The sequence below is a fragment of the Catenulispora sp. EB89 genome, assembly GCF_041261445.1.
GTDB lineage: Bacteria > Actinomycetota > Actinomycetes > Streptomycetales > Catenulisporaceae > Catenulispora.
The window spans coordinates 1-26,522 of the sequence record NZ_JBGCCU010000032.1 but is presented as its reverse complement, the minus strand read 5'-3'; the positions used below and the strand labels follow the sequence as shown (position 1 = coordinate 26,522).

The window sequence follows — 26,522 nt, the reverse complement described above, 5'->3', positions numbered from 1 at the left end:
GCCGGGTGTGGGCGGCGGACTGCTGGTGCTGTGGGACATCGACCAGACGTTGATCAAGACCAACGGCGTCGCCACGGAGGCCTACGCCGAAGCCGTACTGGAGACCGTCGGCAGCCCCTGGCGCGGCGACATGACGTTCAACGGCCTCACCGAGCGCGCGATGGCCGTCCGCGTCCTGCGCATGCACGACGTCGACCCGGACCCCGAACTGCTCACCCGGTTCCTGGCCACCCTTGAGCGCTCGCTGCTGAGCCGAGCCGAAGCCACCAAGGCCCGCGGCTACGCACTGACCGGCGCCCTGGCGGCGCTCCAGGCACTCGACGCCGAAGCGGACGTCCGGCAGTCGGTACTGACCGGCAACATCCGCACCGTCGCGGAGATGAAGCTGCAGGCGTTCGGCCTGCACTCCTGGATCGACTTCCCCATCGGCGCCTACGGCGACGACGAGCTCGAACGCAACGCCCTGATCCCCCACGCCTGGCGCCGCACCGAGGCCTGCTACGGCCGAACGTACGCGCCGGCCGAGACCGTCATCCTCGGCGACACGGTCCGCGACGTGGAGGCGGCGCTCGCGCACAGCGCCGCGGTGGTCGCCGTCGCCAGCGGCACGACATCGGCCGCGGACCTGCGGGACGCGGGGGCGGAAGTCGTGCTCGACGATCTCGCGGACACCGGCCGGGTACTGGCGGCCATCGCCGAGGCGACGGCGGCGGCCCGGAGGTAGAACCGACGACCGCGTCGGTCACTGTCCGCGACCATCGAGTTTCGATAAGAGTTGAACGCAGGTCGGCGACCCCTCTAGTATCAGAGCCCTCATACGCACCACACCGAAGCCGGGGGGCCGGGATGGGGGATCAGCTGCACGCCGACCTGGACAAGATCCGGGACATCGGGCCGGGTCTTCGGAACCTGCAAGGGCAGTACGCGAAGGTCACGGCGGTCGACCAGAGCACGTTCCTCAGCGAAGCCGGGGTACCGGTGCTGGCCCAGGCGCTGGCGGAGTTCGCCGACGACTGGAACATCAGGCTCCGCAATCTCCTCAGCGATCTCGACGACCTGGCGCGCCTGTCGGACGCCGCCGCCGAGGCGTATGCCCAGGCCGACAAGGACCTCAGCCTGGCCCTGACGCGGGCGCTGGAGCCGGTGCTGCCGCCGCCGGCCATGCGCGGCCACATCCGTCCCGCCCTGGACTGAGGAGCAGCCGATGCCGAACAGGTACAGCTCGAAGGCGATCGACGGCGGGAACGGCGACATCGACTGGTACCCGCTGGACAGGTCGAATCCGACACCGGGCGACCCGGACCAGCTGAGCTGCCACGCGCAGGAGTACCGACGACTGGCCCGCCAGGCGTTCGACACCGCGGAGTACCTGCGCACCGTGTGCAGCGCCGAGTTCTGGAACTCCGGCGCCGGCGGGGAGTTCCGCATCCGCTGCGAGAACCTGGCGGCGGAGCTGCTACGCACCATTCCGCGGCACGTCGCCGCCGCCGACGCGCTGGACACGTACGTGCCCGAGCTCGAGCACGCGCAGGACACCGCGTTCCGGGCGCTGCTGACCGTGAACGACGCCGAGAAGCAGCTCGCGGCGGCGGGGTACCAGCACGGCCCGGTAACCGTGTCCGAATCGCCGACGCTGCCGGCCAACATCGTCCCGGACCCGATGCCCCAGGGGCAGCCGGGACAGGCCGCGTTCGCCGACGGCGACGCCGGCTGGCACCAGGCGCGGCGGCTGTGGGAGGACGCGCGGAACACGCAGGACATCGCGGCGCAGCGGGCTGCGGCGAGGATCCTCGACTTCGCCGGGCAGGACGGGCTGTCGGACAAGCAATGGACGGCCCAGGACGACAACCTTCGGGTCGAGGTGTTGTACGCGGAGCAGACGGGATACATCGATCCCTCGCTCGACACCGCACTGAACAACGAGGCGGACTCGACCGAGACGCTGGTCCCGGAGGACTGGTACAACCAGCACGCGGATGAACTGCGGAAGCAGATTCCGACGGATGCGCAGGCGCGTGCGGCCTGGTGGGCAGCGCTGCCGGACGCCGAGCGCACGCTGTACCTGGATGTCGGCGTGGCTATGCTGCAAGGGCTTCCGGGCGTGCCGTCGGTCGCCGAGTACTACGCGATGCGAGCAGCGGAGGATGCGGGGATCGACTATGCATCCTGGGATCCGACGAAGGGCTTCTCTGCGAACAAGGACAACGTGCGGAAGTCGTACGAGTGGTATCGCGAGATGTTCGACGCGCACCCGGAGTTCCAGTGGATGGGGCTCGGTCGGCTCGCGGGCGTGACGGTCTATGCCGGGATGCTGGACCTGGACGACAACAAGGGCGATGTCGGCGTGGGCAGCGCCCTCCAGTTCACGCAAGAGCAGCTACTGCAAGCCCAGAAAGCCATATTCACGGATATCGGAGGTCAGCACGAAGCCTATCTACGAGGCGGACTTCCAGCGATACAGGGACTAGCAGGTCATATCGACCGCCTGGATGTCCAGGCATGGAGCGAACTCGCATCCGGCGATCCTCAGCAAATCGCCGCGGCGAACCTCCGTTTCGCCTTCCGGGAGCAACGGGTCATCATCCCAAAATACATGTCAGCGATCTACCACAACGGCGCCATCGGGTTCGAGTTCGATGCGTTCCTCTCGGACAGCGCGCAGAATCCAGTTCCCGGCGGCCAACCGTTCCATGACTTCTACAGCAACGGCCTGACGAAGACCGATCCCCGATGGGACTGGGTCACGAAAAGCATCTACCCGAGCTACCAGGACATGCTCCACAACCACCCCGACCAGTTGAATGCGGCGATCAACGAGCCACTGGACGAGGCGGCCGCCAAGTACCGGTTCGACATCGCCAAGTTCGTCGCGAATGGGCTCTTCGAATGAAAACGTCGGTCAGGCTACTGACCTCGATCGCCTCCGTCGGCCTGCTCGCCACGGTGGCCGGCTGCACATCGAATGCGGCAACCTCTACGGATCACATCAAAAGCGTGGTGTGGGATCTCCGCAAGCCTGCCGACATCAAGACTCTGGGACTTCCAGAGAACACCGTCGACCTATCGGACGTGAATGTGTCGATCACACTGTCCGACGGAGAGATCTACTCGGCACAACACGTGGATCTGATGATTGACGGCGATCTCCATGACCCGACGCGGATCGTCGCGATCCGCGTCGGCCTGGGGGCACAAACCATCGACCAGGCATACCAGACCATTAAAGATCTCGGAGCCCGGTGGCAGTTCCCGTCCGCCCCGATCAACCTCTGGTACGAAACAGCGAAGAAGTATCCGAGCTACAACGGCGACGGCGCCGGAGGTCGCACACTGCCCGGCGGTAGTTGGATCGGGCTCTTCATGCCGATATCGGGCGATGACAGCAAGCCCGTGCTTCCTGAGTTCGAGATCAACAACGTGGACGCAAGCGACCTCGGCGGCATCGTGACCGCGTCCCCGTCTCGAACCTCGGCCACGGCTTCAAGCTCGACCTCAACCTCAACCTCAACCTCGACCTCTACCTCACCGACCCCGAAATAGCCCGCCCCGACCCGCTACCGTCATCCCATGAGAACCGAGGGCACGTTCACCGTGGCGTCGTTCGCGCCGGTCGCCGTCGAGCCGTCGCTCGACATCGTCACGGCCACGCCGACCGGTGTCGCGACGATGGAGAAGACCTTCGAGGGCGGTGTCGCCGGACGCTCCGCGACCCTGTTCACCTCGGCCTACGACCAGGATCGGGGTGCGGGGACCTACGTCGCGCTGGAGTCGTTCGAGGGGACGCTCGACGGACGGGCCGGCACCTTCAACTTCGTGCACTCCGCGACCAGCGGCGGGGCCGACCGGGACGACGAGTACTTCCTGATCGTGCCCGGCAGCGGGACCGGTGAGCTGGCCGGGATCGCCGGTACCGGGAGCATCGAGATCGACGACGATGGCACGCACCGCATCCGGTTCGACTACGAGTACGACATCGCCCCGGTCGCCGAAGCGCCGGGGCAATCGCCGTCCTAACGCACAATCGCCGCCAGGCACAGCCGCTCTAGCTCACAGCAGCCGCGGCCAGCTCACAGCCGCTCTGCCCGACTCACAACTGATCCGGCGCGCTGATCCCCAGCAGCGCCAGCCCCAGCTTCAGCGTGTCCCCGGTCAGCCGCGCCAGCGCGGCCCGGTTCTCCCGTGCCGCGTCGGTCGGCGCCTTCACCACCGGGCAGTTCTCGTAGAAGTCCGAGAACGTCTGCGCCAGCGAGTACAGGTAGGAGGCCAGCCGGTGCGGCTCGAAGTTCTCCGTCACCGTCGCCAGCGTCGCGCCGAAGTCGTCCAGGTGCAGCGCCAGCTTGCGCTCGGCCGGCTCCAGCGCCAGCTCCGGGTGCACCTGCGCCGGGGTGCCCGCCGGGAGCTTGCGCAGGATGGAGTGGATCCGGGCGTGCGCGTACTGCAGGTAGACGCTGGTGTTGCCGTGCAGTGAGACCATGCGGTCCAGGTCGAAGATGTAGTCCTTGGTGCGGGACGTCGACAGGTCCGCGTACTTCACCGCGCCGATGCCGACGACCTTCGCCTCGGCGCGGGCGTCGGCGGCCGCCAGGTCCGGGTTCTTCTCCTCGACGGTGGCCACCGCGTGGTCGACCGCGTTGTCCAGCAGCTCGATCAGGCGAACGGTCTTGCCGGCGCGGGTCTTGAACGGCTTGCCGTCGGTGCCCAGCACCGAGCCGAACTGGACGTGCACCGCCTCCACGCCCTCCGGCAGGTAGCCGGCGCGGCGCGCGGTCTCGAACACCATGCGGAAGTGCAGGGCCTGGCGGCTGTCGACCACGTACAGGATCTGGTCGGCCTTCAGGGTGTTGACCCGGTAGCGGACGGCGGCCAGGTCGGTGGCGGCGTAGCCGAAGCCGCCGTCGCTCTTGCGCACCATCAGCGGGACCGGGTCGCCGTCGGGGCCCTTGATGTCGTCGAAGAACACGCACAGCGCGCCCTCGCTCCACACCGCGATGCCGCGCTCCTCCAGGTCGGCGGCGACCTCGGCGAGGTAGGGGTTGTAGAAGCTCTCGCCGACCGCGTCGGCGTCGACCAGGCGCACGTCCAGGCGGGCGTAGACGTCCTCGAAGTAGCGCTTGGACTCCGCGACCATCTCGCGCCAGGCCGCCAGCGACTCCTCGTCGCCGCCCTGCAGCGTCACCACACGCTTGCGGGCCCGGTCGGCGAACTCGGCGTCGGACTCGAAGTGCGCGCGGGCGTCCCGGTACAGGGCGGTCAGCCAGGAGATGGCGACCTCGCCGGAGTGCTCGGCCTCAGCCGGGCGCGCCTCGGGGTGCTCGACCAGGAACTGGATCAGCATGCCGAACTGCGTGCCCCAGTCGCCGAGGTGGTTCTGCCGGACCACGGTGCGGCCGTCGAACTCCAGCAGCCGGACCAGCGCGTCGCCGATGACGGTCGAGCGCAGGTGGCCGACGTGCATCTCCTTGGCGATGTTCGGCTGCGAGTAGTCGATGACGGTGGTCTGGCCGACGGCGGTCGGCGCCACGCCCAGGCGCGGGTCGCCAAGGCGCTCGGCGGTCTGCGCGGCCAGGGCGGCGTCGGTGAGGGTGAGGTTGAGGAAGCCGGGGCCGGCGACTTCGACGGCGGCGATCACGCCGGAGGTGGAGACGGTCGCGGGGGCGTCGGGGGCGTCAGCACCGTTGGCACCGTTGGCACCCTCGGCCGCCGGCACGAGCACCGCCGCCACCCGCGTCGCCAGCTCCCGCGGATTCCCCTTCACGGCCTTGGCCAGCGGCAGCACCCCGTTGGCCTGGAAGTCGGCGTGGTCGGAGGGTCGGATCAGCGGGTCGGCGTCGCGCGCCGCGTCACCCAGGACCGCGGTCAGCGCGGCGCGGACGTCGTCCGCCAGGATCTCCGACAGTGCCTTGGCCATGGGTTTCCTCGCTGCTCGGACCGGTTCGCCGGGGTTTCGGTGGGGGTGTATCAAGCCTATCGTCCAGGGCCGTTCGGACAACTCGAACACTGGCGTTTGACTTCTTCGATCGGAGGGGGAATCCGATGGAACACGTCCGCAGTCGATGGCCCGCGACCTGGACCTCGGGCGCCAGGCACTGACATGGGTGCCGGCCGCGTACACGCTGTGCTTCGGCGGGCTGCTGCTGCTCGGCGGCCGGCTCGCCGACGGCCTGGGACGCCGCCGCGCTGCTGTCACCCGCGGCGTTGTCGATCGTCACCACGACGTTGATCCGGCGGCGCCTGCTACCGCCGCGCATCCCGCCGCATCACGCCGCCCCACGCCGTCCCACCCCGCCCCTAGGCTTTGCCCATGGCCGACAAGACCGACAAGCGCCCCCGCTCCGGCGGCGCCCCGGCGGCCGAAGGCCGTCCCGCCAAGCGCGCCGACGCCGAGCGGACCATCACCGCCATCCTCGACGCGGCCCTGGAGTGCTTCGGCACCAGCCCCGACGCCACCGTCACCGAGATCGCCAAAGCCGCCGGCATCGGCCGCGTGACGGTCTACGGCCACTTCGACTCCCTCCCCGCCATCGTCGACGCCCTCCTGGTCCGCTCCCTGACCGAGGCCGACGCCACCTTCGCCACCCTGAACCTGGAATCCGGCACCGCCACCGAAGCGATGAACCGCCTCCTGCACGCCCCCTGGCTCCTGGGCCGCTACCAAGGCCTGCTCGCCGCCGCCACCGCCCACCTCGGCCCAGAGAAGGTCCGCCGCCTCCACGACCAGGTCTTCGCCCGCATCGAAGCCGTGGTCGCCCGCGGCCGCACCACCGGCGAATTCCGCACCGACCTCCCCCTCCCCTGGCTGACCGCATCCATCTACGCGCTGGCCCACGCCGCCCTCGCCGAGGCGGACGCCGGGCGCGTGCGGCGCGAGGAGGCGGCGGAGTTGCTGAGTCGGACGCTGCTGGGATTGCTGCGGGAGCCGGGGCGGGCTTGAGCGCTCGTCGCTGAGATCGAGGCGAAGTGCTACCGGTCGAAGGTTCGGTTCATTCCGAAAACTGGAGACGGCACTTCCCGGCCTGCGTTCGCCGTAGGACCACCGAGAGCACGCTCAGCGTCATCGATCAGTTCCTTGTAGGTCCGCACGTCGACACGACTGACGTGCGCGTTCATCGTACGAAGAGTCTCGTTGATCTGCTCTTCGGGAATCTCCGGATGCAGAGCCGGATGACCGATGAGTACCGTCGCACTCGCCCGGCGCGCCTCAATACCCAGCTCGGCCCGAATTTGGTGGCGATTCTCATCGAGGCCGACCAGATACGTGACGGCCTGCATCACCGCGTGGTGAACGTCAGCGGCGGGAACGAATGACGCGCCCTGCCGGACCACGAGAGGCGACGCAAGCCCCATCGCGCGCTTGAGCTCCACGATGTGGAGCGACCCGTCGGCTCGAAGCAGCGGTACGTCCACCTCGCTTCCGAGAACCAGGCTTCGTCGAGCGGCCGTGCCGATGAACTGGCCACCGAAGATCCAAGGCTGCGCCTCGAACGCCTGCTGCAGGTCGTGTTCGGAAGCACCCGGATCCTCCGCGAGCTTCCGCAACTCCCCCAGCTTCGCCATACGCTGCTGGAGCTCGGCCGCACGCAGAAGAAGCATCCCGTCCTCATCCGCCGCGAGCGCCAACAGGGCCTCCGGCGTGGCGACCAGACGCCGGGCGACGTCCCGGACGTCTTCGACGTCGACCCGATCCCGAAGCTTCCGCTCGATCCAGAGAGCCATCTCGGCCTTCCCGCGTATCAGCCGATACCGTCCGGGCTGGTCTTCCGGCGCCTCCAGCAAGCGTGCGTCGTCACGCATCGACTCGAAGTGCGCAATAAAGTCACTGAAGTTCGCCTGGGGATTTTCGTCCACGAAGTCTCGCAGGGTGTCCACGGCAAAGATGTAAGAGGCGGCCATCATTCGCCCAAGGAACTCACGCGAGGTGTCGGAACGTGCGCCATCGCGGAAGAGCCGGTAGCGCTCTTCAAAGTCTGGCAGCAAGATCCTGTTCTCGGCGTAGTCGAGCGAGTCTTGCAGCAGCCGGACCACATGCCACTCGTCGCCGTCCGCAGCCAGCCGACGAGCGGCTTCCAGCAGATCTGTCAGCCGCTTACCACCGCGTCGGGACCGGCTCTGACCGCCGTTCATATGCTTGATCACGTCATCTACCGCCGCCGCCACGCGTACATCGACGCATTGCTTGCGGACGATCTCCAGTTGGAGCTCAAGTGTCCAGTCTGATCTCGGCGGCATGAGCCAACGCTAGTACGACGCCGCCGCAGGCACTCGACCGATCGACGGACTCCGGTCCGCCCTGTCACTGCGAACCTGTACAAATAAGACCATGAGCAACACCAGCGCACCCGCCCCCGACTCGTCCCCCGCCGTCCGCGAGGAGGCCGAAGCGCTGCTGCGGCGGTTGGCCGGGGAGTCGGCGCGGCTGCGGGAGGACCAGTGGACGGCGATCCACGCGCTGGTGGAGGAGCGGCGGCGGGCGCTAGTCGTGCAGCGGACCGGGTGGGGGAAGTCCGCGGTGTACTTCGTCGCCACCGCTTTGCTGCGGGCTCGGGGGGCGGGGCCGACGGTGATCGTCTCGCCGCTTTTGGCCTTGATGCGGAACCAGATCGAGGCCGCGGAGCGCGCTGGGATCCGGGCGCGGACCATCAACTCGGCGAACCTGCACGAGTGGGAGGAGATCCAGGGCGAGGTCGCGGCCGGCGAGGTTGACGTGCTGCTGATCTCCCCGGAGCGGCTGAACAACCCCGATTTCCGGGACGAGGTGCTACCGAAGCTGGCCTCGGAGGTCGGGCTGCTGGTCGTGGACGAGGCGCACACGGTTAGTGATTGGGGACACGATTTTAGACCCGATTATCGCCGTATTCGTACGTTCTTGGCCGATCTGCCGCCCGGCGTGCCGGTGCTGGCCACGACCGCGACGGCGAACGCGCGCGTGGTCGCCGACGTCGCCGAACAGCTCGGCACGCACAGCGAAGCCGACACGCTGGTGCTGCGTGGGACGCTGGACCGCGAGAGCCTGTCGCTTCACGTGGTGCGCCTCGGCAGCCCCGAGGAGCGGTTCGCGTTCCTGGCCGAGCATCTGCCGGAGCTGCCGGGTTCGGGCATCATCTACACGCTGACGGTCGCGGCTACCGACGAGGTCGCGACGTTCCTGCGCTCCCGCGGGTTCGAGGTCGCCTCCTACTCCGGGCGTACCGAGGACGCCGAGCGGCGGCAGGCCGAGGCGGATCTGCTCGGCAACCGGATCAAGGCGCTGGTCGCCACCTCGGCGCTGGGCATGGGTTTCGACAAGCCGGACCTGGGGTTCGTGGTGCATCTCGGCGCCCCGAACTCGCCGATCGCCTACTACCAGCAGGTCGGGCGCGCCGGCCGTGGCGTGGACCACGCCGAGGTGCTGCTGCTGCCCGGGCAGGAGGACCGGGCGATCTGGCAGTACTTCGCCTCGCTCGCCTTCCCGCCGGAGCAGCAGGTCCGCGCGACGCTGGACGCGCTGGCCGCCGCCGGCCGGCCGCTGTCCACCGCGGCCCTGGAACCGCGCGTCGACCTGCGGCGCTCGCGCCTGGAGACGATGCTGAAGGTGCTCGACGTCGACGGCGCGGTGCGGCGGGTGAAGGGCGGCTGGGTCTCGACCGGCGAGAGCTGGGAGTACGACGGCGAACGCTACGCGCGCGTCGCGGCGGCCCGCGAGACCGAGCAGCGCTCGATGATCGAGTACGAGACCACCGACGAATGCCGCATGACCTTCCTGCGCCGCCAGTTGGACGACCCCGCTATCGAAGGACCGTGTGGGCGTTGCGACAACTGCGCCGGCGCGCGGTTCAACGCGAGCGTCAGCGGCGAGGGCGCGGCGGCGGCGCGCGCCGCCCTGGCCAAACCCGGTGTAGAGATCGCGGCGCGCAAGCTGTGGCCGACCGGGATGGCGGCCCTGGGCGTCGCGTTGACCGGCAAGATCCCGCCGGGCGAGAGCGCGGAGACCGGTCGGGCCCTGGGGCGCCTGACCGATCTGGGCTGGGGCACCCGGCTGCGCGAACTGCTCGCCGACGGCACCGCCGACCGCGCGCTGCCCGAGCCGATGGTCGACGGCATCGTGAAGGTGCTGGCGGCCTGGGGCTGGAAGCAGCGCCCGACAGCAGTGGTCTCGATCGGCTCGCACAGCCGGCCCACCCTGATCGCCGACACCGCACGCCGCATCGCGGCCATCGGACGCCTGGAGTACCTCGGCGCGGTGGACCCGGCCCCGGCACCGGGACAGGCCCGCCGGGGCAACAGCGCACAGCGGCTCAAGCAGGTCCACGACGCCTTCACGATCAGCGCCGAGCTGGCCGCCGCGGTCGCGGCGGCCGAGGGGCCGGTGTTGTTGGTCGACGACCGCGTCGACACCGGATGGACCATGACAGTGGCCGCCCGGATGCTGCGGCAGGCCGGCGCCGACGAAGTGCTGCCGTTCGCGCTGGCGATGGAGGCCTGAGCCAACAGGCAACTGGTCACCGGTCACCTGTCACTGGTCACTGGTCACCCGTAACTCGCAAAAACCGACGGAAAGCGCGCGACGCGAGCGAGGCGAGGCGCTCGCGGCGCGCGCGTCGAGGGCTCCCTCTCCCCGGGGCCCCCAAAAGTGCCGCCACCGGCGCCCGGCGAAACACCGGCGGCGGCACCAGCCACGTCGCTCCTCAGGAGGCCTGCTGGGCCTGCCAGAGCGACGGGGCGTTCGGGGGTTCCCAGCCGGTCTGGGAGGTGTGCGCCTGCAGGCACACGTACGTCGTGCCGTTGTACGTGACCGTGTCGCCCGCGCTGTACGCGTGGCCGGCGACCCAGCTCGTGCTCGGCGGGGGCGAGCCTCCGCCGGGGTCCTGCTGCACGTTCAGAACGAAGTCGAACGCGGCCGCCTCGCCCGCGCCCTGCTGCGTGACGTCCATCAGCAGGCGCGCGTCGAAGATGCTGTCCGTGTCGTTCTCCGGGACGCCCGGGAAGTACAGCTGCGTGGTGAGGATCGGCTGGTTCGGCGCCTGCACCTTGACGTGGATGTGCTTGGTGCGCCCGGGATACAGGCCGGGCACGACCGTGGTCAGCGTGAACGCGCCGTTGGCGTCGGTGTACTGGTGGCCGCGGAAGTCGAACCCGGACATGTCGTAGTTGCCGCCGTCGTCGGCCTGCCAGAAGTCCAGCAGCGCGGCGGCGATCGGCAGGCACGACAGGCCGTAGATCACACCGGTCACGGTCAGCGGCGTTCCGGGCGTGTCGGGGGTGGCCAGCACGGTGCGCTGCGGCGAGTCCGGTTTGAAGTACGGCCCCTCGGTCTGGTCGACGGTCGGGGCGTCGCCGTCGTGGCAGGCCGGGGTGACGGCACGCGGGCCGTTCGGGCCGTAGGCGACCTGCTCGGTGCGGCGACCGGCGGTCGGGGCGTCGGTGCCGAACGCGCCGCCGGCGACGACGAGCGGGGCGGCGAGGCCGGTGGCGACGGCGGCCTTCAGCAGGGTTTTGCGGGTGATTCCAGGCGGGTCCCCGGGGACGGACATGGCGGCTCCTTCGGTGGCGGAAGTGGAAGCCTTGGCAGGGATCTGATATTCGAACCTGATCCGCTGCTGAATCTAGGCACGCCGCCCCGGCGCCGAAATGGACTAGACCACGGGATCGTGGTGTATTCCTCCGGCGCGCCGCCGGAACTCCCCCGGGCTGAGCCCGGTCTCCCGCCGGAAGAACCGGCAGAAGTACGCCGGATCGCCGAACCCGGCCTGGTCCGAGACCTGCCGGATGGTCAGATCGGTCCCGGTCAGCAGCCGCTTGGCCTCCAGCACCCGGCGGCGCCGCGTCAGCCGCCCCGGCGTCAGACCGGTCTGCTCCCGCACCAGCTCGTGCAGGTACCCCGGCGACACCCCGATCTCGCGCGCGTACGAGATCAGCGTCCGGCTCCCCTGCCCCGGCGCCGCGATCAGCCGCAGGAACCGGTCGACCAGCTCGCTCACCGGCAAGACCGCGCCGGTTCCAGCACCGGATGCCGACGCATCGAGCGCCCCCGCGATCCGCGCCGCGCGCACGATCAGAATGTGCAGATACGCCCGCAACACCCCTTCGTGCCCGCGATCGCCCGCCCGCAGCTCACGCTCCATCTCCGAGGCCAGCCCCAGCAGCCCGGCCATCTGCGCGCCGCTCGGGCTCAGCCAGCTCAGCCCGGGCAGCGCCTGCAGCACCGCGACGTCCTCGGGATGCCGGACCAGGAAGTCCTCGTTGAACAGCAGCACCGAGCCCTCGATGCCGCGCGCGCCCTCCCAGTGGTGCACCTGCCCCGGCACGATCACCCCGAAGTGCGGCGGCGTGATCGGCCACGGCTGGGAGTCCACGACGTGCCGCCCGCGCCCGGCCGTCACCAGCACGATCTCGTAGAACGTGTGCCGATGCGGGAAATCGGCCAGCGACAACGCTCCTATGCGCTGGAACGACCCGACCGCGAACGGCAGGACGGCGGCCTCCGGAACCTCCAGCTCATGCAGGTCCAGTCCGCCCCGGCCGGCCGCCGGCCGGCGCGCGGGAGGCGACGGAGCTCGAACGTCCATATCCGCATCCTGCGATGCCGCCCCGCCGCGCGTCCAGGCCCGGCGCCCGAACCCGACCGCCGACCCGCCGACCGCCCGACCCGCTGACCCGCTGACCCGCTGACCGCCGAGCCGCCGACCTGCCGACCTGCCGACCAGAGATCAAGACCCGGCGGTGGCCAGGTAGATCTTCGCGATCTTGTCCGTGAAGTAGATGCTGTACGAGGTGTTCGGCGTGTTCCCGCCCTGTTCGTACCCGCCGAGCACGCCGACCAGCCGGTCCCCCGAGGCGATGAACGGGCTCCCGCTGGCGCCGTCCGGCAGCCCCTCGCAGTCCAGCTCCAGCTGCGTGTCGGAGGCCTTCTTCGTCTTGTTCGCGCAGCCGACCGGCTTCGAGGCCGTCAGCGGATAGGCCGCCACGCTGACCGCGTTCTCGTACCCCGGCGACGTGGTGAACGTGTCCGCCCCGGTGACGCTCTCCAGCGTCTGTGTCCCGCCGCCGACCTTGCGCACCTTGAGGAACGCTATGTCGGAATCCGGGTCCTCCTTGTTCACCCACCCCGCGTCCACATACGCCGTCGTGGCCGCCCACAGCCCGTACGGCGCGATGTCGTCGTGGTACCCGGGCACGAACACGACGTGGTTCTGCCACCCGGCGAACAGCTTGTCGTAGACGCAGTGCCCGGCGGTGACGATCAGGTTCCCCGACGCGCTGTGCACGACGCTGCCGGTGCAGTAGTGCGCCGACACCACGCCGCCGACGCTGAAGAACACCGCGCCGACCTTCGGAACGCCGTCGAAGGACTGCGCGGACACCGTCCCGTCCGCTCCGGCGCCGGTCGGTATCAGGCCGGTGCCCGGGGCCCCCGGGCGCAGAATCGTGTGCGGGTCTACGGGACTGGTCTCCATCACATGCGTGACCACCTTCGCCGCGGCCGCAGCACTGCTGGAAGCCGAACTGGCCTCCGCGCTCTGGCCGGAGGAGCCGCCGGAGCAGGCGGTCGCCGACACCGACAAGGCGAGGGCGGTGATAGCGAGCAGGAGACCATGGCGGCGGTGCTTCATGGCGGTGAGAATGCCTCCCGTGTCGGAACGTTGTCAGTCGCGCAGCATACCGGCGGCGACGACGGGGCTCAGGATCCCACAGATAGCGAGCGCAGCACTGCGGCCCGCACGGAAACGGGCTCCCGCGAGGCGTTCGGCATGGCTCCGAGAAGCCCGGGCAGGGACGCGCCGAACGGATCGACGTCGAACACGTACTCCAGGTCACCGTTGTCCATGATGAGATCGACCCCCAGCGACCGGATACCGGGAAAGTACGTAGCGGTCCGCTCGGCCAGCGCCACCAGCCGTTCCCAGCGCTCCATCCCGAACCGGTCCAGGAACGCCTCGATCTCCGGACGCCTGCCGCCGTACCACTCGCGCAGGACCACCTGTTCCCGGTTGATCCCGGCGGCGTGCGTGGCCTTGCCGTCCACGACCGCGAACCGGATGTCGTAGAACGCGCTGCCCAGGTGCACGCGGTGCAGCGAGTCGATCCGGTGGATCCCGTCGTCGGCGAGCAGCTCGGCCAGTTCGTCGCATTCGTCCCGGCTGCCGGCCGCGTCGCCGGGCGCGCGCCACACCTCGAAACCGGTGCGCGTGCGGTGCCGGTACAGCCGGGTGCGCCAGCCGTCGATCAGCCAGTCGTCGGAGCCGGCGAACCGGGGACGCACGATGCCGCGCACCGCCGAGCCGGAGAAACCCAGTACCGGCACGCCGTTCTGGCTCAGGAACCCGTCACGCTTCGTGCGGTCCAGCGCCAGCAGCGTCGGTTCGACGGCTGCGGCCAGCCGCGCGCCGACCTTCGTCACCTGGGCGTCCAAATACTCCAAAGCGGCCTGAAGCTCCGCATACCGCGCACGCTGGCCGCCGACCGGGTTGTCGGTGACGCATGGATGCAGGCGCTCGGCGAAGACCACTTCGCCGGGGCTGAACTCGGCCTCGGCGTCGGCCTTGACGCCGGCCTCGGCGTCGAGCACGGCCGACCACGCCACGAAGCGCGGCGGCGCCACGTCGGCGTCCTGCGCCGCCCGCGTCCACCCGGCGCGCGCCGGCTCGTCCTCCAGGGCGACGACCGCCCAGCTCAGGGTGCTCATTCGGCCACCGCTATGAACCGGTCGCCGTCACGCCCCAGCAGCGCTTCGTCCACGTTGACGTCCACTTCGGGAAGGGCTTGCCACAGCCGGTCGATCATCTCGTCGCTGATCCAGTGGTGGTGCAGGTCCAGTCGGCGCAGGTGGGTCAGCGGCTGTCCGGCCAGCAGCGCGGCCACGCCTTCGTCGCCGAGCATGCCGAGCGCGAGGTCCAGCGACTCCAACTGGGCCACCACCGGTGCGTGCGCGAGCAGCGCGGCGAGGGCGTCGGTGTCCTCGGCGTTGCGCAGTCCCAGGTGCCGCAGGGCCGGGAACGACGCGCCGGACAGGATGTCGGCGAGGTCGTCGGCGTCGGCGCCGCCTTCGTAGATCGAGGTGCCGAGGTAGAGGTCCAGGCCGGTGAGTGCCGGAAGGGTGGACTGCCCGACAGTGCGCACGACGCGCGGCGGCAGGCCGCCGGTCTGCATCGTCAGCTCGCGCAGGTTTTCGTGGACCAGCGGCTTCATGTCCAGCGCGGAGGCGCCGCGCATGCCGAACACGAGCAGGTTCGGGAAGGCGGCGAGTAGCAGGCCGGGGTCGGCCTGCTCGATCCAGGAGACTTCGGTCAGCTCGGAGGAGACGTCGCCGACGAACAGCGCTTCCAGGTTCGGGAAGCGGCTCGCGTCGGCCAGGAGCGCGTCGCGGGCGTCGTCCCAGCCCGACATGGCCTCTTCGCCGTCCCAGCTGCTGAGCGTCAGGGCCCTGACGCGCGCGGTGTCGACCGAGGCGACGAACAACGCCCAGATCCGGTCGCCGGGGACGCTGTCCATGTCTGCGCAGCCCACGCGCCAGGCCCAGGCCTCGACGTCCTCCGGGATGCCGGCCGGTTCCAGGTCGGCGGCGTCGCCGACCGCGAAGGAGAAGATCGGCAGCCCGTGGAACGTGGTCAGGGCGTCGTGTCGGAAATCCTGAATCACCCGGGCAAGGTATCGGTGCCGGTAATCGTATACAATCTAGGACTCAGAGCTTTGATCCGCTGCGGTCGTCTGCGGATCCGGCGGGTCCAGCGGACGGTGCGCGCCGCGGCCCTTGGCGATGTGGCGGGTGACGACCCGCGCCGCCTTGTCCGGGTCGCCGGATTCCAGGACTTCGACGATCTCCCGGTGCTCACGCCAGGAGTCCTGCGCGCGGCGCGGCAGCTTGGCCGTGTAGACCCACTCCATCTTCCATCTGAGCTGGGTGATCAGCTCGGCCAGGGTCCGGCTGCCGGAAGCCTGGGCCAGTACTTCGTGGAACCGGCTGTTCAGCCGGGCCAGCTCTTCCAGGCGGCCGGCGGCCAGCGCGTCGTCGGCCAGCGCCACCAGCTCCTTGAGCCGGCCGAGCTGCTCGGGGGTGTGGCGGACGGCGGCGCGCGCGGCGCCCAGCGGCTCCAGCAGGGAGCGGATCTCCACCAGGTCCTCGGCCTCGGCGTCGTCGAGCTCGGCGACGACCACGCCGGCGTAGGGGCGCCGGGCGACGAAGCCCTCGGCTTCCAGCGTGCGCAGGGCTTCGCGGACCGGGACGCGCGAGACGCCGTAGCGCGCCGACAGCGCCTCCTCGGCCAGCCGGGCGCCGGGGGCGTGGACGCCGCGGATGATGTCGTCGCGGATGGCGCGGGTGACGCCGCCGGCGCCCCCGGCTGCACCAGCCCCGGCGGCACCGGTCCCGCCGCTGACACCCCCGCCGCCGTCCTTGCCAACCCTGCTGCCCATCGGCCACCTTGATTGTATACAATCGAGCCCGACCAGGAGGAGGAAGGGCTGTGGCGAACGTACTACAGCGGGGAGGGCGCACCGCGCGCGGCGCTCTGGCCACGGTCGGGATCGATCCGCAGCTGATGGCGATCCTCGGCACGGTCGGGCTGGCGACGCTGCTCCCGGCCCGCGGCGGCACGGCGACCGGCCTGAGCCACGCGACGGTGTTCGTGATCGGCCTGCTGTTCTTCCTGTACGGCGCGCGCCTGTCGCCGAAGGCGGCGTGGGACGGCGTGAAGCAGTGGCGGCTGCACCTGGTGATCCTGGGCTCGACGTTCGTGCTGTTCCCGCTGCTGGGCCTGGCGGCCGAGGCGGCGTCCGAGCCGGTGCTCGGCCCGGATCTGGCCAAGGGCGTGCTGTTCCTGACGCTACTGCCCTCGACGGTGCAGTCCTCGATCGCGTTCACGTCCCTGGCCCGGGGCAACGTCGCGGCGGCGGTGTGCGCGGCGTCGTTCTCCTCGCTGGCCGGGATCGTGGTGACGCCGGCGCTGGCCTCGGTCGTCCTCGGCGGCGCGGTGCGGGTGGACGGCAGCGCGGTGACGTCGCTGACGGCGCAGCTGCTGCTGCCGTTCATCGCCGGGCAGGTCGCGCGCCGCTGGATCGCGGACTGGATCGGCGCGCACAAGCCGCTGCTGACCGTCGTCGACCGCGGCTCGATCCTGCTGGTGGTCTACAGCGCGTTCAGCGAGGGCATGGTCTCAGGGGTCTGGCATTCGGTGTCGCTGCCGCGGCTGGGGACGCTGGTGGTGTGCTGCGCGGCGGTGCTCGCCGCGGTGCTGACGCTGACCGGGCTGGCTTCGCGGCAGCTGGGGTTCGCCCGGCCGGAGCGCGTGACGCTGGTGTTCTGCGGGTCGAAAAAGAGCCTGGCGGCCGGGTTGCCGATGGCCGCGGTGCTGTTTCCGGGGCACGCGCTGAGCTTGATGGTGTTGCCGCTGATGCTGTTCCACCAGATCCAGCTGATGGTGTGCACGGTGCTGGCCCGGCGGTGGGGGCACGAGGCCGAGTTGCCGCAGCCTGCTGCCATCCTCACCGCTCGACCGGCCATCCCGACTGCCTGAGCGCGTCGCCCACGCCCCTGGCCCCGAAAGAGATGTGGTTCCACCGTCCCGAGGCCGTCTCGAATCGCCACGCCCTCCGAGGACGACGGGCGACTCGGATGACCTCGTCGCGGCGGACGACCATCGGTGACAACAGCGGAAACCGCAGCTCCGCACTCGACTCGTCGAAGCTGAGCGTGGCCAGCGGCCACGTGGCGCTCACCCAGCCGACACGCGCACCGCAGCGCACGACGACCACTGCGGAACCGTCGGGCCGAAGCGTGGTCACAGTCAGCCCGGCGCGGCGCTGGCGCCAACGGATCGCTGTGATGAGCACGGTCCAGACACTCACCGCGAAAGCGAAAGGAAACAAAAACCTCACCGCGGCCACGTGCGCTCCTGTCGTCAGTCGCCTCGACCCATGTCTCGCGGGATCAGGCTAGCCCCCTAAGCCCGCCACCCCAGATCCCCCGACAGCCGCCGTGCGACCCCGGCCAGCCGCTGCCCGAGGGCGTCCAGCCGGCCCTCCAGCCGGCTCTTCGGCGCGGCCACGTTCAGCGAGGCGACGGCGATCCCGCGGAAGTCGTACACCGCCGAGGAAGCGCCGACCAGGCCGCGCTCGAACTCCTCGTCCACCGTGGCGTATCCACGTGCCCTGATGCGTGCGCACTCGGCGATCAGCTCTGTGCGGGTCCTGATATGCCCGGTCGGCATGATCGGCCTGAACCGCGGCCTGGTGTCAGAGTGGACACCGGCGAATTCTCTCCCCCCGCCCCGCATGCCAGTCTTGATCGTGTGAACCCACCTCAAGTCATCGCCACCGACCTGGACCGCACCCTCCTGCGCAGCGACGGCACCACCTCCGCGCGCACCCGCGCGGCGCTCGACATGGCCATGGAGCGCGGTGCGCAGGTGATCGCCGTGACCGCGCGGCCGATTCGGTGGCTGGACCGGCTCAAGCCGTGCTTCGGGCGGCTGCCGCATGTCATCGCCTCCAACGGGGCCGTCTGCTACGACCTGGCGACCGGTGTCGCGTACGACCCTCGGCCCTTCGAGCCGGCGACGGTGGCGAAGCTGCTCGCTGAGGTGCGGGCCGCGCTGCCGGGGGCGCGGTTCGCGCTGGAGACGCCGCACGGGATGGTGCGCGAGGCCGACTACGAACTCTCGCCCTTCGACCTGGACGGCGACGACGCCGGGCGCCGTGTCGTCCGCTACGAGGAGTTGCCCGCGGCGGTGGCGGACGCCCCGCTGCTGAAGATCCTCGCCGTCGACCGCTCGCGCGACAGCGCCGACATGTACGTCGATGCGCTGCCCGCGATCGGCACGCTCGGCGCGCTCACCTACTCCACCAACCGCGGCGTGCTGGAGCTGGGCCCGCCCGGCGTCGACAAGGCCTCGTCGCTGGCCGCCTGGTGTGCCGCGCGCGGGATCGGCGCCGCCGACGTGGTGACGTTCGGCGACATGCCGAACGACATCCCCATGCTGCGCTGGGCCGGGCGCTCGTGGGCGGTGGCGAACGCGGTCGACGCGGCCAAGGCGGCCGCCACCGGGATCGCGGCCGCCAACGACGAGGACGGTGTGGCGCAGGTCGTCGAAGAGCTCTTCCATACCTGAGCGTCGGGGATGTCCCATATAACGAGACACTTCTTCTCAAATAGCGGTCGCCTCACTAGAGTCTCCGGCATGACGACGCGGCCGGAGACTCCCCAGAACACGTACACCCACGGCCACCACGAGTCGGTGCTCCGCTCGCACCGCTCGCGCACCGCCGAGAACTCCGCGGCCTACCTGCTGCCCCGCCTGGCGGCCGGTCAGAGCCTGCTCGACGTGGGCTGCGGGCCCGGCACCATCACCGCCGACCTCGCCGAGCGGGTGGCCCCGGGGACGGTGACCGCGGTGGAGATCACCGCCGAGGCGCTGGCCCTGGCGCAGGAGGAGATCGCCTCCCGCGGCATCGGCAACGTCCGCTTCGCGGTCGCCGACGTCCACGCCCTGGACTTCCCCGACCACACCTTCGACGTCGTCCACGCGCACCAGGTGCTCCAGCACGTCGCCGATCCGGTCCTGGCATTGAAGGAGATGCGCCGGGTCTGCAAGCCCGGCGGCGTGATCGCGGCGCGCGACGGCGACTACGGCGGCTTCCGCTGGTTCCCCGAGGTCCCGGCGCTCGAGGAGTGGCTGCGCCTGTATCAGGCCCTGGCGACGTCCAACGGCGGCCACCCGGACGCCGGCCGGCGGCTGCGCAGCTGGGCGCTGGAAGCCGGGTTCCCCGAGGACGCGATCGCCACCGGCGCCTCGTCCTGGGTGTACGCCACCCCGGCCGAGCGCCGGTGGTGGGCGGATCTGTGGGCCGAGCGCACCACCAAGTCCTCGACCGCCGCGCAGTACGTCGAAAAGGGCTTCACGTACGTCGAGGATCTGGACGCGGTCGCGGCCGGCTGGCACTCCTGGGCGGACGAACACGACGGCTGGTTCAACGTCGTACACGGCGAGATCGTATGCGTGGCCTGATATAGCACGAATAGCCTTACCAGTCGTCGGAATACGCCGCCGGACGACGTTATTCGGGCCCCGAACCGTTCGGTATCCCGATATTTCCCTGCACAGCCCGGTCCTCTCGTATGCCGAGAGGGCCGGGCTGTTCGTGCACGGTCAGGGTTTTACCGCTATGGTTCCAGCCCATGGACGGCGCCGTGGTGCTCACGACTCGCGGCCACGTGGACTTCTGCCGCGTGGCCAGCGCGCTGTGTCCGCTTTCCCGATAAAGGTTCTGACCTCCCCCGGCGTCCGCATGCCGTCCTTTAGACGAGGGCTTTGCATATAAGCGGTGATTCCCGGGTACCGATCGGTCCGAGAACCGCTCAGCGCCCTGCCAAGTCCTTTCGACACGCATAAGCGTGCCCTGATACGGGAGCCACACGACGCCATGGGTCCTTTCCTGCTGCGCAGGATCGTCAACTATCTGGTTCTGATCTCTCTGGCGACGTGCCTGGGCTACCTGCTCGCGGCCTCCAGCCTGAGTCCGCGCGAGTACTTCGCGCAGCGCCAGCCCCCGCCGCCGGTGGCGTCGGTGAACGCCACGCTGAACCAGCTGAACCTCAACGACAAGACGCCGTTGGAGGACCGGTTCGGGCACTGGGCCGAGGGCGTCCTGACCGGCGACCTGGGCAAGACCATCGACGACACCTCGGTCTCGGCGGAGATGGGCCGCCGCATCGGCGTGACCCTGCGCCTGGTGCTGGTCGGCACCCTCACCGGCGCGCTGGTCGGGGTGGCGCTCGGCTTCGTCTCGGCCATCAGGCAGTACCGACCATCGGACCACGCCATCACGTTCCTGTCGTTCCTGGTGCTGTCCACGCCGGTGTTCCTGCTGGCGGTGCTGCTGAAGATCGGCACCGTCAAGATCAACCAGGCGGCCGGCACGACCCTGCTCCCCTACACCAACGAGACCACGCCGGGGCTGGCCGGCGGCTGGTTCCGCCATCTCGTGGACCGCGGGCAGCACCTGGTGGTGCCGACCTTGTCGCTGATGTTGGGGCAGGCGGCACTGTTCAGCCGGTATCAGCGCTCGGCGATGCTCGACGTGCTCGGCGCCGACTACATCCGCACCGCCCGGGCCACCGGCATGCGGCGCGGGCCGGCGCTGGTCAAACACGGCCTTCGCACGGCCCTGATACCCATGGCGACGCTATTCGCCTACCAAATGGGGTTGCTGCTCACCGGCGTGACGTTCACCGAGAAGATCTTCGGCTGGCACGGCATGGGCGAGTGGTTCGTGGACTCGATCGGACGCCAGGACGTCAACTCGGTGGCCGCGATGGTGCTGTTCACCGCGGTGCTGGTGCTGATAGCCGGGCTGCTGTCGGACATCGCGCACGCGCTGCTCGACCCGCGGGTGCGTGTCTGATGGCGGCCGGGATGGAGCTCGTGGTCGCCGAGGAGGACGCGGCCAGGCCGGCCGAGCCGGAGGCGCTGAGCCGGGGACGGATCGTGCTGCGGCGGTTCCTGGGCCGCAAGCTGGCGGTGGTCGGCCTGGTGATCCTGGTCCTGATGTTCGCGCTGGCGTTCATCGGGCCGTACCTGACCTCGTGGAACTACAAGGACCAGGACTACAACAACTTCCTGACCGGGCCGTCGTCCACGCACTGGTTCGGGACCACGCAGATCGGCTCGGACGTCTACGCGCAGACCATGCGCGGCCTGCAGAAGTCGCTGATCATCGGCCTGCTGGCGGCCGTGCTGTCGACCGGCCTGGCCGGGATCGTCGGCGCCACCGCCGGGTACTTCGGCGGCTGGACCGACCGGGTCCTGATGTGGTTCGTGGACCTGCTGCTGGTGCTGCCCTCGTTCCTGATCCTGGCGATCACCTCGCCGCTGTTCCACGGCCGCACCTGGCTGCTGTTCGTGATCCTGCTGGCGGCGTTCAACTGGATGGTGACGGCGCGCATGGTCCGCGGGCTCGCGCGGTCGCTGCGGGAGCGGGAGTTCGTGACGGCCGCGGAGATCATGGGCGTGCACCCGCTGCGGATCATCACCCGGCACCTGCTGCCGAACATGGCCTCGCTGCTCATCATCGACGCCACACTGAACGTCGGCGGCACCATCATCGCCGAGACCTCGCTGAGCTACTTCGGGTTCGGCGTGCAGCCGCCGGACGTGTCGCTGGGCACGATCATCGCCGACGGCACCGACTCGGCGCTGAACTTCCCGTGGCTGTTCTACCCCGCGGGCATCCTGCTGATCCTGACGGTGATGGCGGTGGCGTTCGTCGGCGACGGGCTGCGCGACGCGATGGACGACGCGGCCGGCACCGCGTCCTCCTCCGGCACGGGAGGTGCGGCATGAGCGGCGTGAATGGCATGAGCGGCGTGAGCGGCGTGAGCGGCGTGAACACGGACGCAGTGCTGGAGGTCACAGACCTGCGGGTGTCCTTCCCCGGCGAGAAGGGCAAGCGGCTGGAGGCCGTCAGAGGCCTGAGCTACCAGGTGCGGCGCGGCGAGACACTGGCCATCGTCGGGGAGTCCGGCTCGGGCAAGTCGGTGTCCTCGATGGCGGCGATCGGGCTGCTGCCGACGAACGCGGCGGTCACCGGCTCGGTGCGCTTCCGCGGCCGGGAGCTGCTGGGCCTGAGCGACAAGGAGATGTCGCGGATCCGCGGCGCCGGGATCTCCATGGTGTTCCAGGACCCGCTGTCCGCGCTGACCCCGGTGTACCGGGTCGGCGAGGCGATCGCGGCGGCGATCCGGGTGCACCAGGACGTGTCATCGGACACTGCGATGCGGCGCGCGGTGGAGCTGCTGGAGCTGGTCGGCATCCCGGACCCGGTACGGCGCGCGCAGGCGTTCCCGCACGAGTTCTCCGGCGGCATGCGGCAGCGCGTGATGATCGCGATGGCGATCGCCAACGACCCGGACGTGATCATCGCCGACGAGCCGACCACCGCGCTGGACGTGACGGTGCAGGCGCAGATCCTGGAGGTGCTGGCCACCGCGAAGCAGGCGACCGGCGCCGCGATCGTGCTGATCACGCACGACCTCGGCGTGGTCGCCGGCTTCGCCGACCGCGCCACGGTGATGTACGCGGGCCGGCCGGTGGAGACCGCGACGGTCGAGGAGCTGTTCGCGGCGCCGAAGATGCCGTACACCGCGGGCCTGCTGGGCTCGCTGCCCCGCCTCGACGCCGGACGCGGCGCGCGCCTGCGGTCGATCCCCGGCTCGCCGCCTTCGCTGCTGGAGCTGGGAACGGGCTGTCCGTTCGCGGCGCGGTGCGAGTTCGTGATCGACGTGTGCCGGACGGCGGAGCCGGAGCTGCTGGAGGTGGGGCTCGGGAGGGCGGCGGCTTGTCATCGGACCGGGGAAGGGCTGGATCTGATGGCCGCGCCTGACGAGCCCGAGCCGGTTGCGGCTGAGGCCGACGCCGACGCCGCCGAACCGATCGGCGGGCCAGAGGTCGACGTCACGACCACAGCCGGCGCCGATCGCGTCCAGGGTGTCGCAGAACCCGTGCTCACCGTCCGCGGCCTGATCAAGCACCACCCGCTGACCAAGGGCTCGATCATCCGCCGCCGCATCGGCACCGTCCGCGCGGTCGACGGCGTCAGCCTGGACATCGCCGCGGGCCGCACGCTGGCGCTGGTCGGCGAATCGGGCAGCGGCAAGACCACGACCGTGATGGAGATCCTGCGCCTGCACACCCCGCAGGCCGGGAGTATCAGCGTCCTGGGTCACGACCTGGACGAGCTGAACCGCGGCCGGAACGTGCGCCGCCGGGCCAAGGCGGTGCGGGCCGGGATCGCGGCGGTGTTCCAGGATCCGCTGGCCTCGCTGGACCCGCGGCTGCCGGTCGGCGACCTGCTGGCCGAGCCGCTGCGCACGCACGGGTACGCGAAGATCGCGCCGCGCGTGCGCGAGCTGCTGGAGATGGTCGGGCTGGAGGCGTCGCACGCGAACCGCTTCCCGCGCGAGTTCTCCGGCGGGCAGCGGCAGCGGGTCGCGATCGCGCGGGCGCTGGCGCTGGAGCCGCGGCTGGTGGTGCTGGACGAGCCGGTGTCGGCGCTGGACGTCTCGGTGCGTGCCGGGATCCTGAACCTGCTCGCCGATCTCCAGCGCGAGCTGGGACTGGCGTACCTGTTCGTGTCGCACGACCTGGCCGTGGTCCGGCACGTCGCCGACCGGGTCGCGGTGCTGAACCTGGGCCGGGTCGTGGAGTACGGGGACGCCGACTCGGTGTTCGAAGACCCGCGGCATCCGTACACGCGTGCGCTGTTGTCGGCCGTGCCGGTTCCGGATCCGGTCGTGGAGCGCCGGCGGGAGCGCATCGTGCTGCCCGGCGACCCGCCGAGTCCGGTGGTGCTCGACGGCGACGTCGAGGCGTTGCGCGGCTGCCGGTTCCGCAGCCGGTGTCCGCTGTACGCGGCGCTGGACGACGGCTCGGCGCGCGAGCTCTGCGAGTCGCAGGACCCTGAGCTGACGGCCGTCGAGACCGGTGTCGTGACCGGTGTCGAGGCGGGCGTCGAGGCGGGCGTCGTGACCGATGTCGTGACCGATGTCGTGACCGGCGGCCACCGTTCGGCGGCGTGCCACCACCTGGGCGCGTGGGCGCCCACCCTGATCCCGCACAGCACCGTGGCGTGATCCGCCCGGCGCTGACCGACTCACACCCTCACCACCCTCACCGAAGGAGAACAGCACTGTGAGACGCTCTCCCAGTTCTTTGGTACTGAGCACGGCCACGGTGGCCGCGCTGGCGCTGGGCCTGGCCGCGTGCGGCGGTTCCTCGTCCGGCAAGTCCGGGAGCTCCAGCACCGGCAGCTCGTCGAAGAACATCAACACCCAGCCGGGCAACGACATCAACCCGCAGCCGCGCGCCAAGATCGCCGACGGCGGCACGCTGCGCTGGCCGGAGGCCGGGATCTCGGACCAGCTGAACTACAACGAGGTGGACGGCACCGACGGCTCGGTGTCGGACATCATGGGCGCGGTGCTGGAGCAGCCGTTCTACGCCGACTCCAAGGGCGTGCCGCACAACAACGTCAACCTGGTCGCGTCCTACACCGTGACGGCCTCGCCGCAGCAGGTGGTGACGCTGGAGATCAACCCGAAGGCGGTCTGGCAGGACGGCACCCCGGTCACCGAGGCCGACTTCGAGGCGCAGTGGAAGGCGCTGAACGGCACGAACGCGGCGTTCCAGATCTCCGGCACGGTCGGCTACGACCAGATCCAGAGCATCAAGCAGGGCAAGGACGCGAAGGAGGCGGTGATCACCTTCACCAAGCCCTACAGCGAGTGGCAGGGTCTGTTCTCGCCGCTGTACCCGGCGGCGACCAACAGCGACCCGAAGAAGTTCGTCAACGACTTCAAGGACGCGATCCCGAACAGCGACGGACCGTTCAAGCTGGGGTCGATCAACCAGACCGCGAAGACCCTGACCCTGGTGCGCAACGACAAGTGGTGGGGCGACCCGCCGAAGCTGAACCAGATCGTGTTCATGTCGATCGACCTGGACGCCCAGACCGACGCGCTGGCCAACAACGAGGTCGACCTGCAGTACGGGATCGGCTCGCACGTGTCGTACTACGCGCGGGTGAAGACCCTGCCGAACGTCACCGTCCACAAGGCGGCCGGGCCCGTCTGGTCGAACCTGACCTTCAACGGCGCCGGCACCGGCCCGCTGTCCGACATCCGGGTCCGCAACGCCCTGACCGTCGGCATCAACCGCAAGCAGATCGACACCGCGCTGGTCGGCCCGCTGGGCGTGAGCACCGACCCGCTGAACAACCACGTCCTGCTCACCAACCAGGCGGGCTACCAGGACAACTCCGGCGACCTGGGCAAGCAGGACGTGGCGCGCGCCAAGTCGCTCCTGGACCAGGCCGGCTGGACGAGCACGGACGGCGGCAAGACCCGCACGAAGAACGGCAAGACGCTGAACCTGCGCTTCGTCATCAACTCCACCAACGACTCCAACAAGCAGCTGGCGGAGATCGTCCAGAACCAGCTGGCGGCCATCGGCGTGGGCATCACGATCGTCCCGGTCCCCGGCGCCGACTACTACACGAAGTACGTGAACGTCGGCGACTTCGACGTCGCCCAGGTCACCTTCGGCGGCAACGCCTACCCGATCAGCACGGCACAGCCGGAGTTCGCCAACCCGACCCCGGGCACCGGCGGCACGACGAACATCCAGCAGAACTACGGCCGCATCGGCGACCCGGCGATCGACACCCTGTTCACCCAGGCGCTGAGCTCACTGGACCGCACGCAGGCCATCGCCTACGCGAACCAGGCGGACGCGGCGATCTGGAAGCTGGACACGATCGTGCCGCTGTACCAGCGGCCGCAGATCGTGGCGACGAACTCGAAGCTGGCGAACTACGGGGCGCCGGGGGTGCAGGACACGATCTACGAGAACTTGGGCTTCGTGAGCGGGAGCTGAGGTCGGGTTGGAACTACGGCTGGAGTTAAGCTTGCCGTTTAACCCCAGAAGGCTATCAAGGCTCTGATGCTGTTTCGGAACCAGGTTGAGCGCGTGTTCCTGTTCTTCGAGACAGCGACGGGT

Annotated in this window: 24 protein-coding genes; 14 read left to right on the top strand and 10 right to left on the bottom strand. The window is 69.9% G+C overall.

The genetic code is table 11. From position 1 onward, the window contains the following. Positions 1–7 precede the first annotated feature (7 nt). The 5 genes from ABH920_RS42950 (at position 8) to ABH920_RS42930 (ending at position 4,014) form a co-directional block, all read left to right on the top strand. Positions 8–724, top strand: coding sequence for an HAD family hydrolase (locus ABH920_RS42950; RefSeq protein ID WP_370355087.1), 717 nt, complete (start codon positions 8–10; stop codon positions 722–724). 122 nt (positions 725–846) lie between these two features. Next, positions 847–1,194 carry a hypothetical protein gene (locus ABH920_RS42945; RefSeq protein ID WP_370355086.1) on the top strand — a complete coding sequence of 116 codons (348 nt, stop codon included), beginning with the start codon at positions 847–849 and terminating at the stop codon, positions 1,192–1,194. 10 nt (positions 1,195–1,204) lie between these two features. After that, positions 1,205–2,890 (top strand): putative T7SS-secreted protein, encoded by a 1,686-nt coding sequence (locus ABH920_RS42940; protein WP_370355085.1) that lies wholly within the window; start codon positions 1,205–1,207, stop codon positions 2,888–2,890. Further along, positions 2,887–3,540, top strand: a complete 654-nt coding sequence (locus ABH920_RS42935; RefSeq protein ID WP_370355084.1) for a hypothetical protein — start codon at positions 2,887–2,889, stop codon at positions 3,538–3,540. Before ABH920_RS42940 ends, ABH920_RS42935 begins: the two co-directional genes overlap by 4 nt. A gap of 27 nt (positions 3,541–3,567) precedes the next feature. After that, positions 3,568–4,014, top strand: coding sequence for a DUF3224 domain-containing protein (locus ABH920_RS42930; RefSeq protein ID WP_370355083.1), 447 nt, complete (start codon positions 3,568–3,570; stop codon positions 4,012–4,014). Between the two features lie 73 nt (positions 4,015–4,087). Here ABH920_RS42930 and argS read toward each other — a convergent pair whose 3' ends face one another. After that, positions 4,088–5,908: an arginine--tRNA ligase gene (gene argS / locus ABH920_RS42925; RefSeq protein ID WP_370355082.1), complete on the bottom strand. Its 1,821-nt coding sequence runs from the start codon at positions 5,906–5,908 to the stop codon at positions 4,088–4,090. A gap of 393 nt (positions 5,909–6,301) precedes the next feature. Between argS and ABH920_RS42920 the strand changes: the two genes are divergently transcribed. Then, positions 6,302–6,931 carry a TetR/AcrR family transcriptional regulator gene (locus ABH920_RS42920; RefSeq protein ID WP_370355081.1) on the top strand — a complete coding sequence of 210 codons (630 nt, stop codon included), beginning with the start codon at positions 6,302–6,304 and terminating at the stop codon, positions 6,929–6,931. A gap of 29 nt (positions 6,932–6,960) precedes the next feature. Here the strand turns inward: ABH920_RS42920 and ABH920_RS42915 are convergent, their stop codons facing one another. Then, positions 6,961–8,226 (bottom strand): Shedu anti-phage system protein SduA domain-containing protein, encoded by a 1,266-nt coding sequence (locus tag ABH920_RS42915; protein ID WP_370355080.1) that lies wholly within the window; start codon positions 8,224–8,226, stop codon positions 6,961–6,963. Between the two features lie 91 nt (positions 8,227–8,317). On the opposite strand from ABH920_RS42915, the gene ABH920_RS42910 reads away from it, so the two are divergent. After that, entirely contained in the window at positions 8,318–10,459 is a 2,142-nt protein-coding gene (locus tag ABH920_RS42910; protein WP_370355079.1) for a RecQ family ATP-dependent DNA helicase, read from the top strand. A gap of 202 nt (positions 10,460–10,661) precedes the next feature. Here the strand turns inward: ABH920_RS42910 and ABH920_RS42905 are convergent, their stop codons facing one another. From ABH920_RS42905 to ABH920_RS42880, 6 genes are all read right to left on the bottom strand, one after another. Beyond that, the gene (locus ABH920_RS42905; protein WP_370355078.1) at positions 10,662–11,507 is read right to left on the bottom strand and encodes a carbohydrate-binding protein; all 846 of its coding nucleotides are present in this window, start codon (positions 11,505–11,507) and stop codon (positions 10,662–10,664) included. 102 nt (positions 11,508–11,609) lie between these two features. Further along, positions 11,610–12,542, bottom strand: coding sequence for a helix-turn-helix domain-containing protein (locus ABH920_RS42900; RefSeq protein ID WP_370355077.1), 933 nt, complete (start codon positions 12,540–12,542; stop codon positions 11,610–11,612). 141 nt (positions 12,543–12,683) lie between these two features. Then, positions 12,684–13,586, bottom strand: coding sequence for a serine protease (locus ABH920_RS42895; RefSeq protein WP_370355076.1), 903 nt, complete (start codon positions 13,584–13,586; stop codon positions 12,684–12,686). Positions 13,587–13,654: 68 nt separating this feature from the next. After that, on the bottom strand, positions 13,655–14,659 hold the full coding sequence (locus ABH920_RS42890; protein WP_370355075.1) for a hypothetical protein: 1,005 nt from the start codon (positions 14,657–14,659) through the stop codon (positions 13,655–13,657). Then, complete coding sequence (locus tag ABH920_RS42885) at positions 14,656–15,612, bottom strand: STM4015 family protein (RefSeq protein ID WP_370355074.1); 957 nt, start codon at positions 15,610–15,612, stop codon at positions 14,656–14,658. The genes ABH920_RS42890 and ABH920_RS42885 overlap by 4 nt, the downstream gene beginning before the upstream one ends. Positions 15,613–15,648: 36 nt before the next feature. Then, positions 15,649–16,386 (bottom strand): GntR family transcriptional regulator, encoded by a 738-nt coding sequence (locus ABH920_RS42880; RefSeq protein ID WP_370355073.1) that lies wholly within the window; start codon positions 16,384–16,386, stop codon positions 15,649–15,651. 125 nt (positions 16,387–16,511) lie between these two features. Here ABH920_RS42880 and ABH920_RS42875 point away from each other — a divergent pair, with 125 nt between their 5' ends. Next, complete coding sequence (locus ABH920_RS42875) at positions 16,512–17,486, top strand: bile acid:sodium symporter family protein (RefSeq protein ID WP_370355172.1); 975 nt, start codon at positions 16,512–16,514, stop codon at positions 17,484–17,486. Here ABH920_RS42875 and ABH920_RS42870 read toward each other — a convergent pair. Together ABH920_RS42870 and ABH920_RS42865 are read right to left on the bottom strand one after the other, a co-directional pair. Next, positions 17,455–17,856, bottom strand: coding sequence for a hypothetical protein (locus ABH920_RS42870; RefSeq protein ID WP_370355072.1), 402 nt, complete (start codon positions 17,854–17,856; stop codon positions 17,455–17,457). The genes ABH920_RS42875 and ABH920_RS42870 overlap by 32 nt on opposite strands. A gap of 56 nt (positions 17,857–17,912) precedes the next feature. Next, the gene (locus tag ABH920_RS42865; protein WP_370355071.1) at positions 17,913–18,179 is read right to left on the bottom strand and encodes an IclR family transcriptional regulator C-terminal domain-containing protein; all 267 of its coding nucleotides are present in this window, start codon (positions 18,177–18,179) and stop codon (positions 17,913–17,915) included. A gap of 81 nt (positions 18,180–18,260) precedes the next feature. Between ABH920_RS42865 and ABH920_RS42860 the strand changes: the two genes are divergently transcribed. The 6 genes from ABH920_RS42860 (at position 18,261) to ABH920_RS42835 (ending at position 26,399) form a co-directional block, all read left to right on the top strand. Next, positions 18,261–19,079, top strand: coding sequence for an HAD-IIB family hydrolase (locus ABH920_RS42860; RefSeq protein WP_370355070.1), 819 nt, complete (start codon positions 18,261–18,263; stop codon positions 19,077–19,079). A gap of 69 nt (positions 19,080–19,148) precedes the next feature. Further along, entirely contained in the window at positions 19,149–19,976 is an 828-nt protein-coding gene (locus tag ABH920_RS42855; protein WP_370355069.1) for a class I SAM-dependent methyltransferase, read from the top strand. Positions 19,977–20,391: 415 nt separating this feature from the next. Further along, a complete protein-coding gene (locus ABH920_RS42850) occupies positions 20,392–21,372 on the top strand; it encodes an ABC transporter permease (protein ID WP_370355068.1) in 981 nt (326 codons plus the stop codon). After that, on the top strand, positions 21,372–22,310 hold the full coding sequence (locus ABH920_RS42845) for an ABC transporter permease (protein WP_370355067.1): 939 nt from the start codon (positions 21,372–21,374) through the stop codon (positions 22,308–22,310). The genes ABH920_RS42850 and ABH920_RS42845 overlap by 1 nt, the downstream gene beginning before the upstream one ends. After that, a complete protein-coding gene (locus tag ABH920_RS42840; protein WP_370355066.1) occupies positions 22,307–24,598 on the top strand; it encodes a dipeptide ABC transporter ATP-binding protein in 2,292 nt (763 codons plus the stop codon). The genes ABH920_RS42845 and ABH920_RS42840 overlap by 4 nt, the downstream gene beginning before the upstream one ends. Positions 24,599–24,656: 58 nt before the next feature. Next, the gene (locus ABH920_RS42835) at positions 24,657–26,399 is read left to right on the top strand and encodes an ABC transporter family substrate-binding protein (protein ID WP_370355065.1); all 1,743 of its coding nucleotides are present in this window, start codon (positions 24,657–24,659) and stop codon (positions 26,397–26,399) included. Positions 26,400–26,522 lie beyond the last annotated feature (123 nt).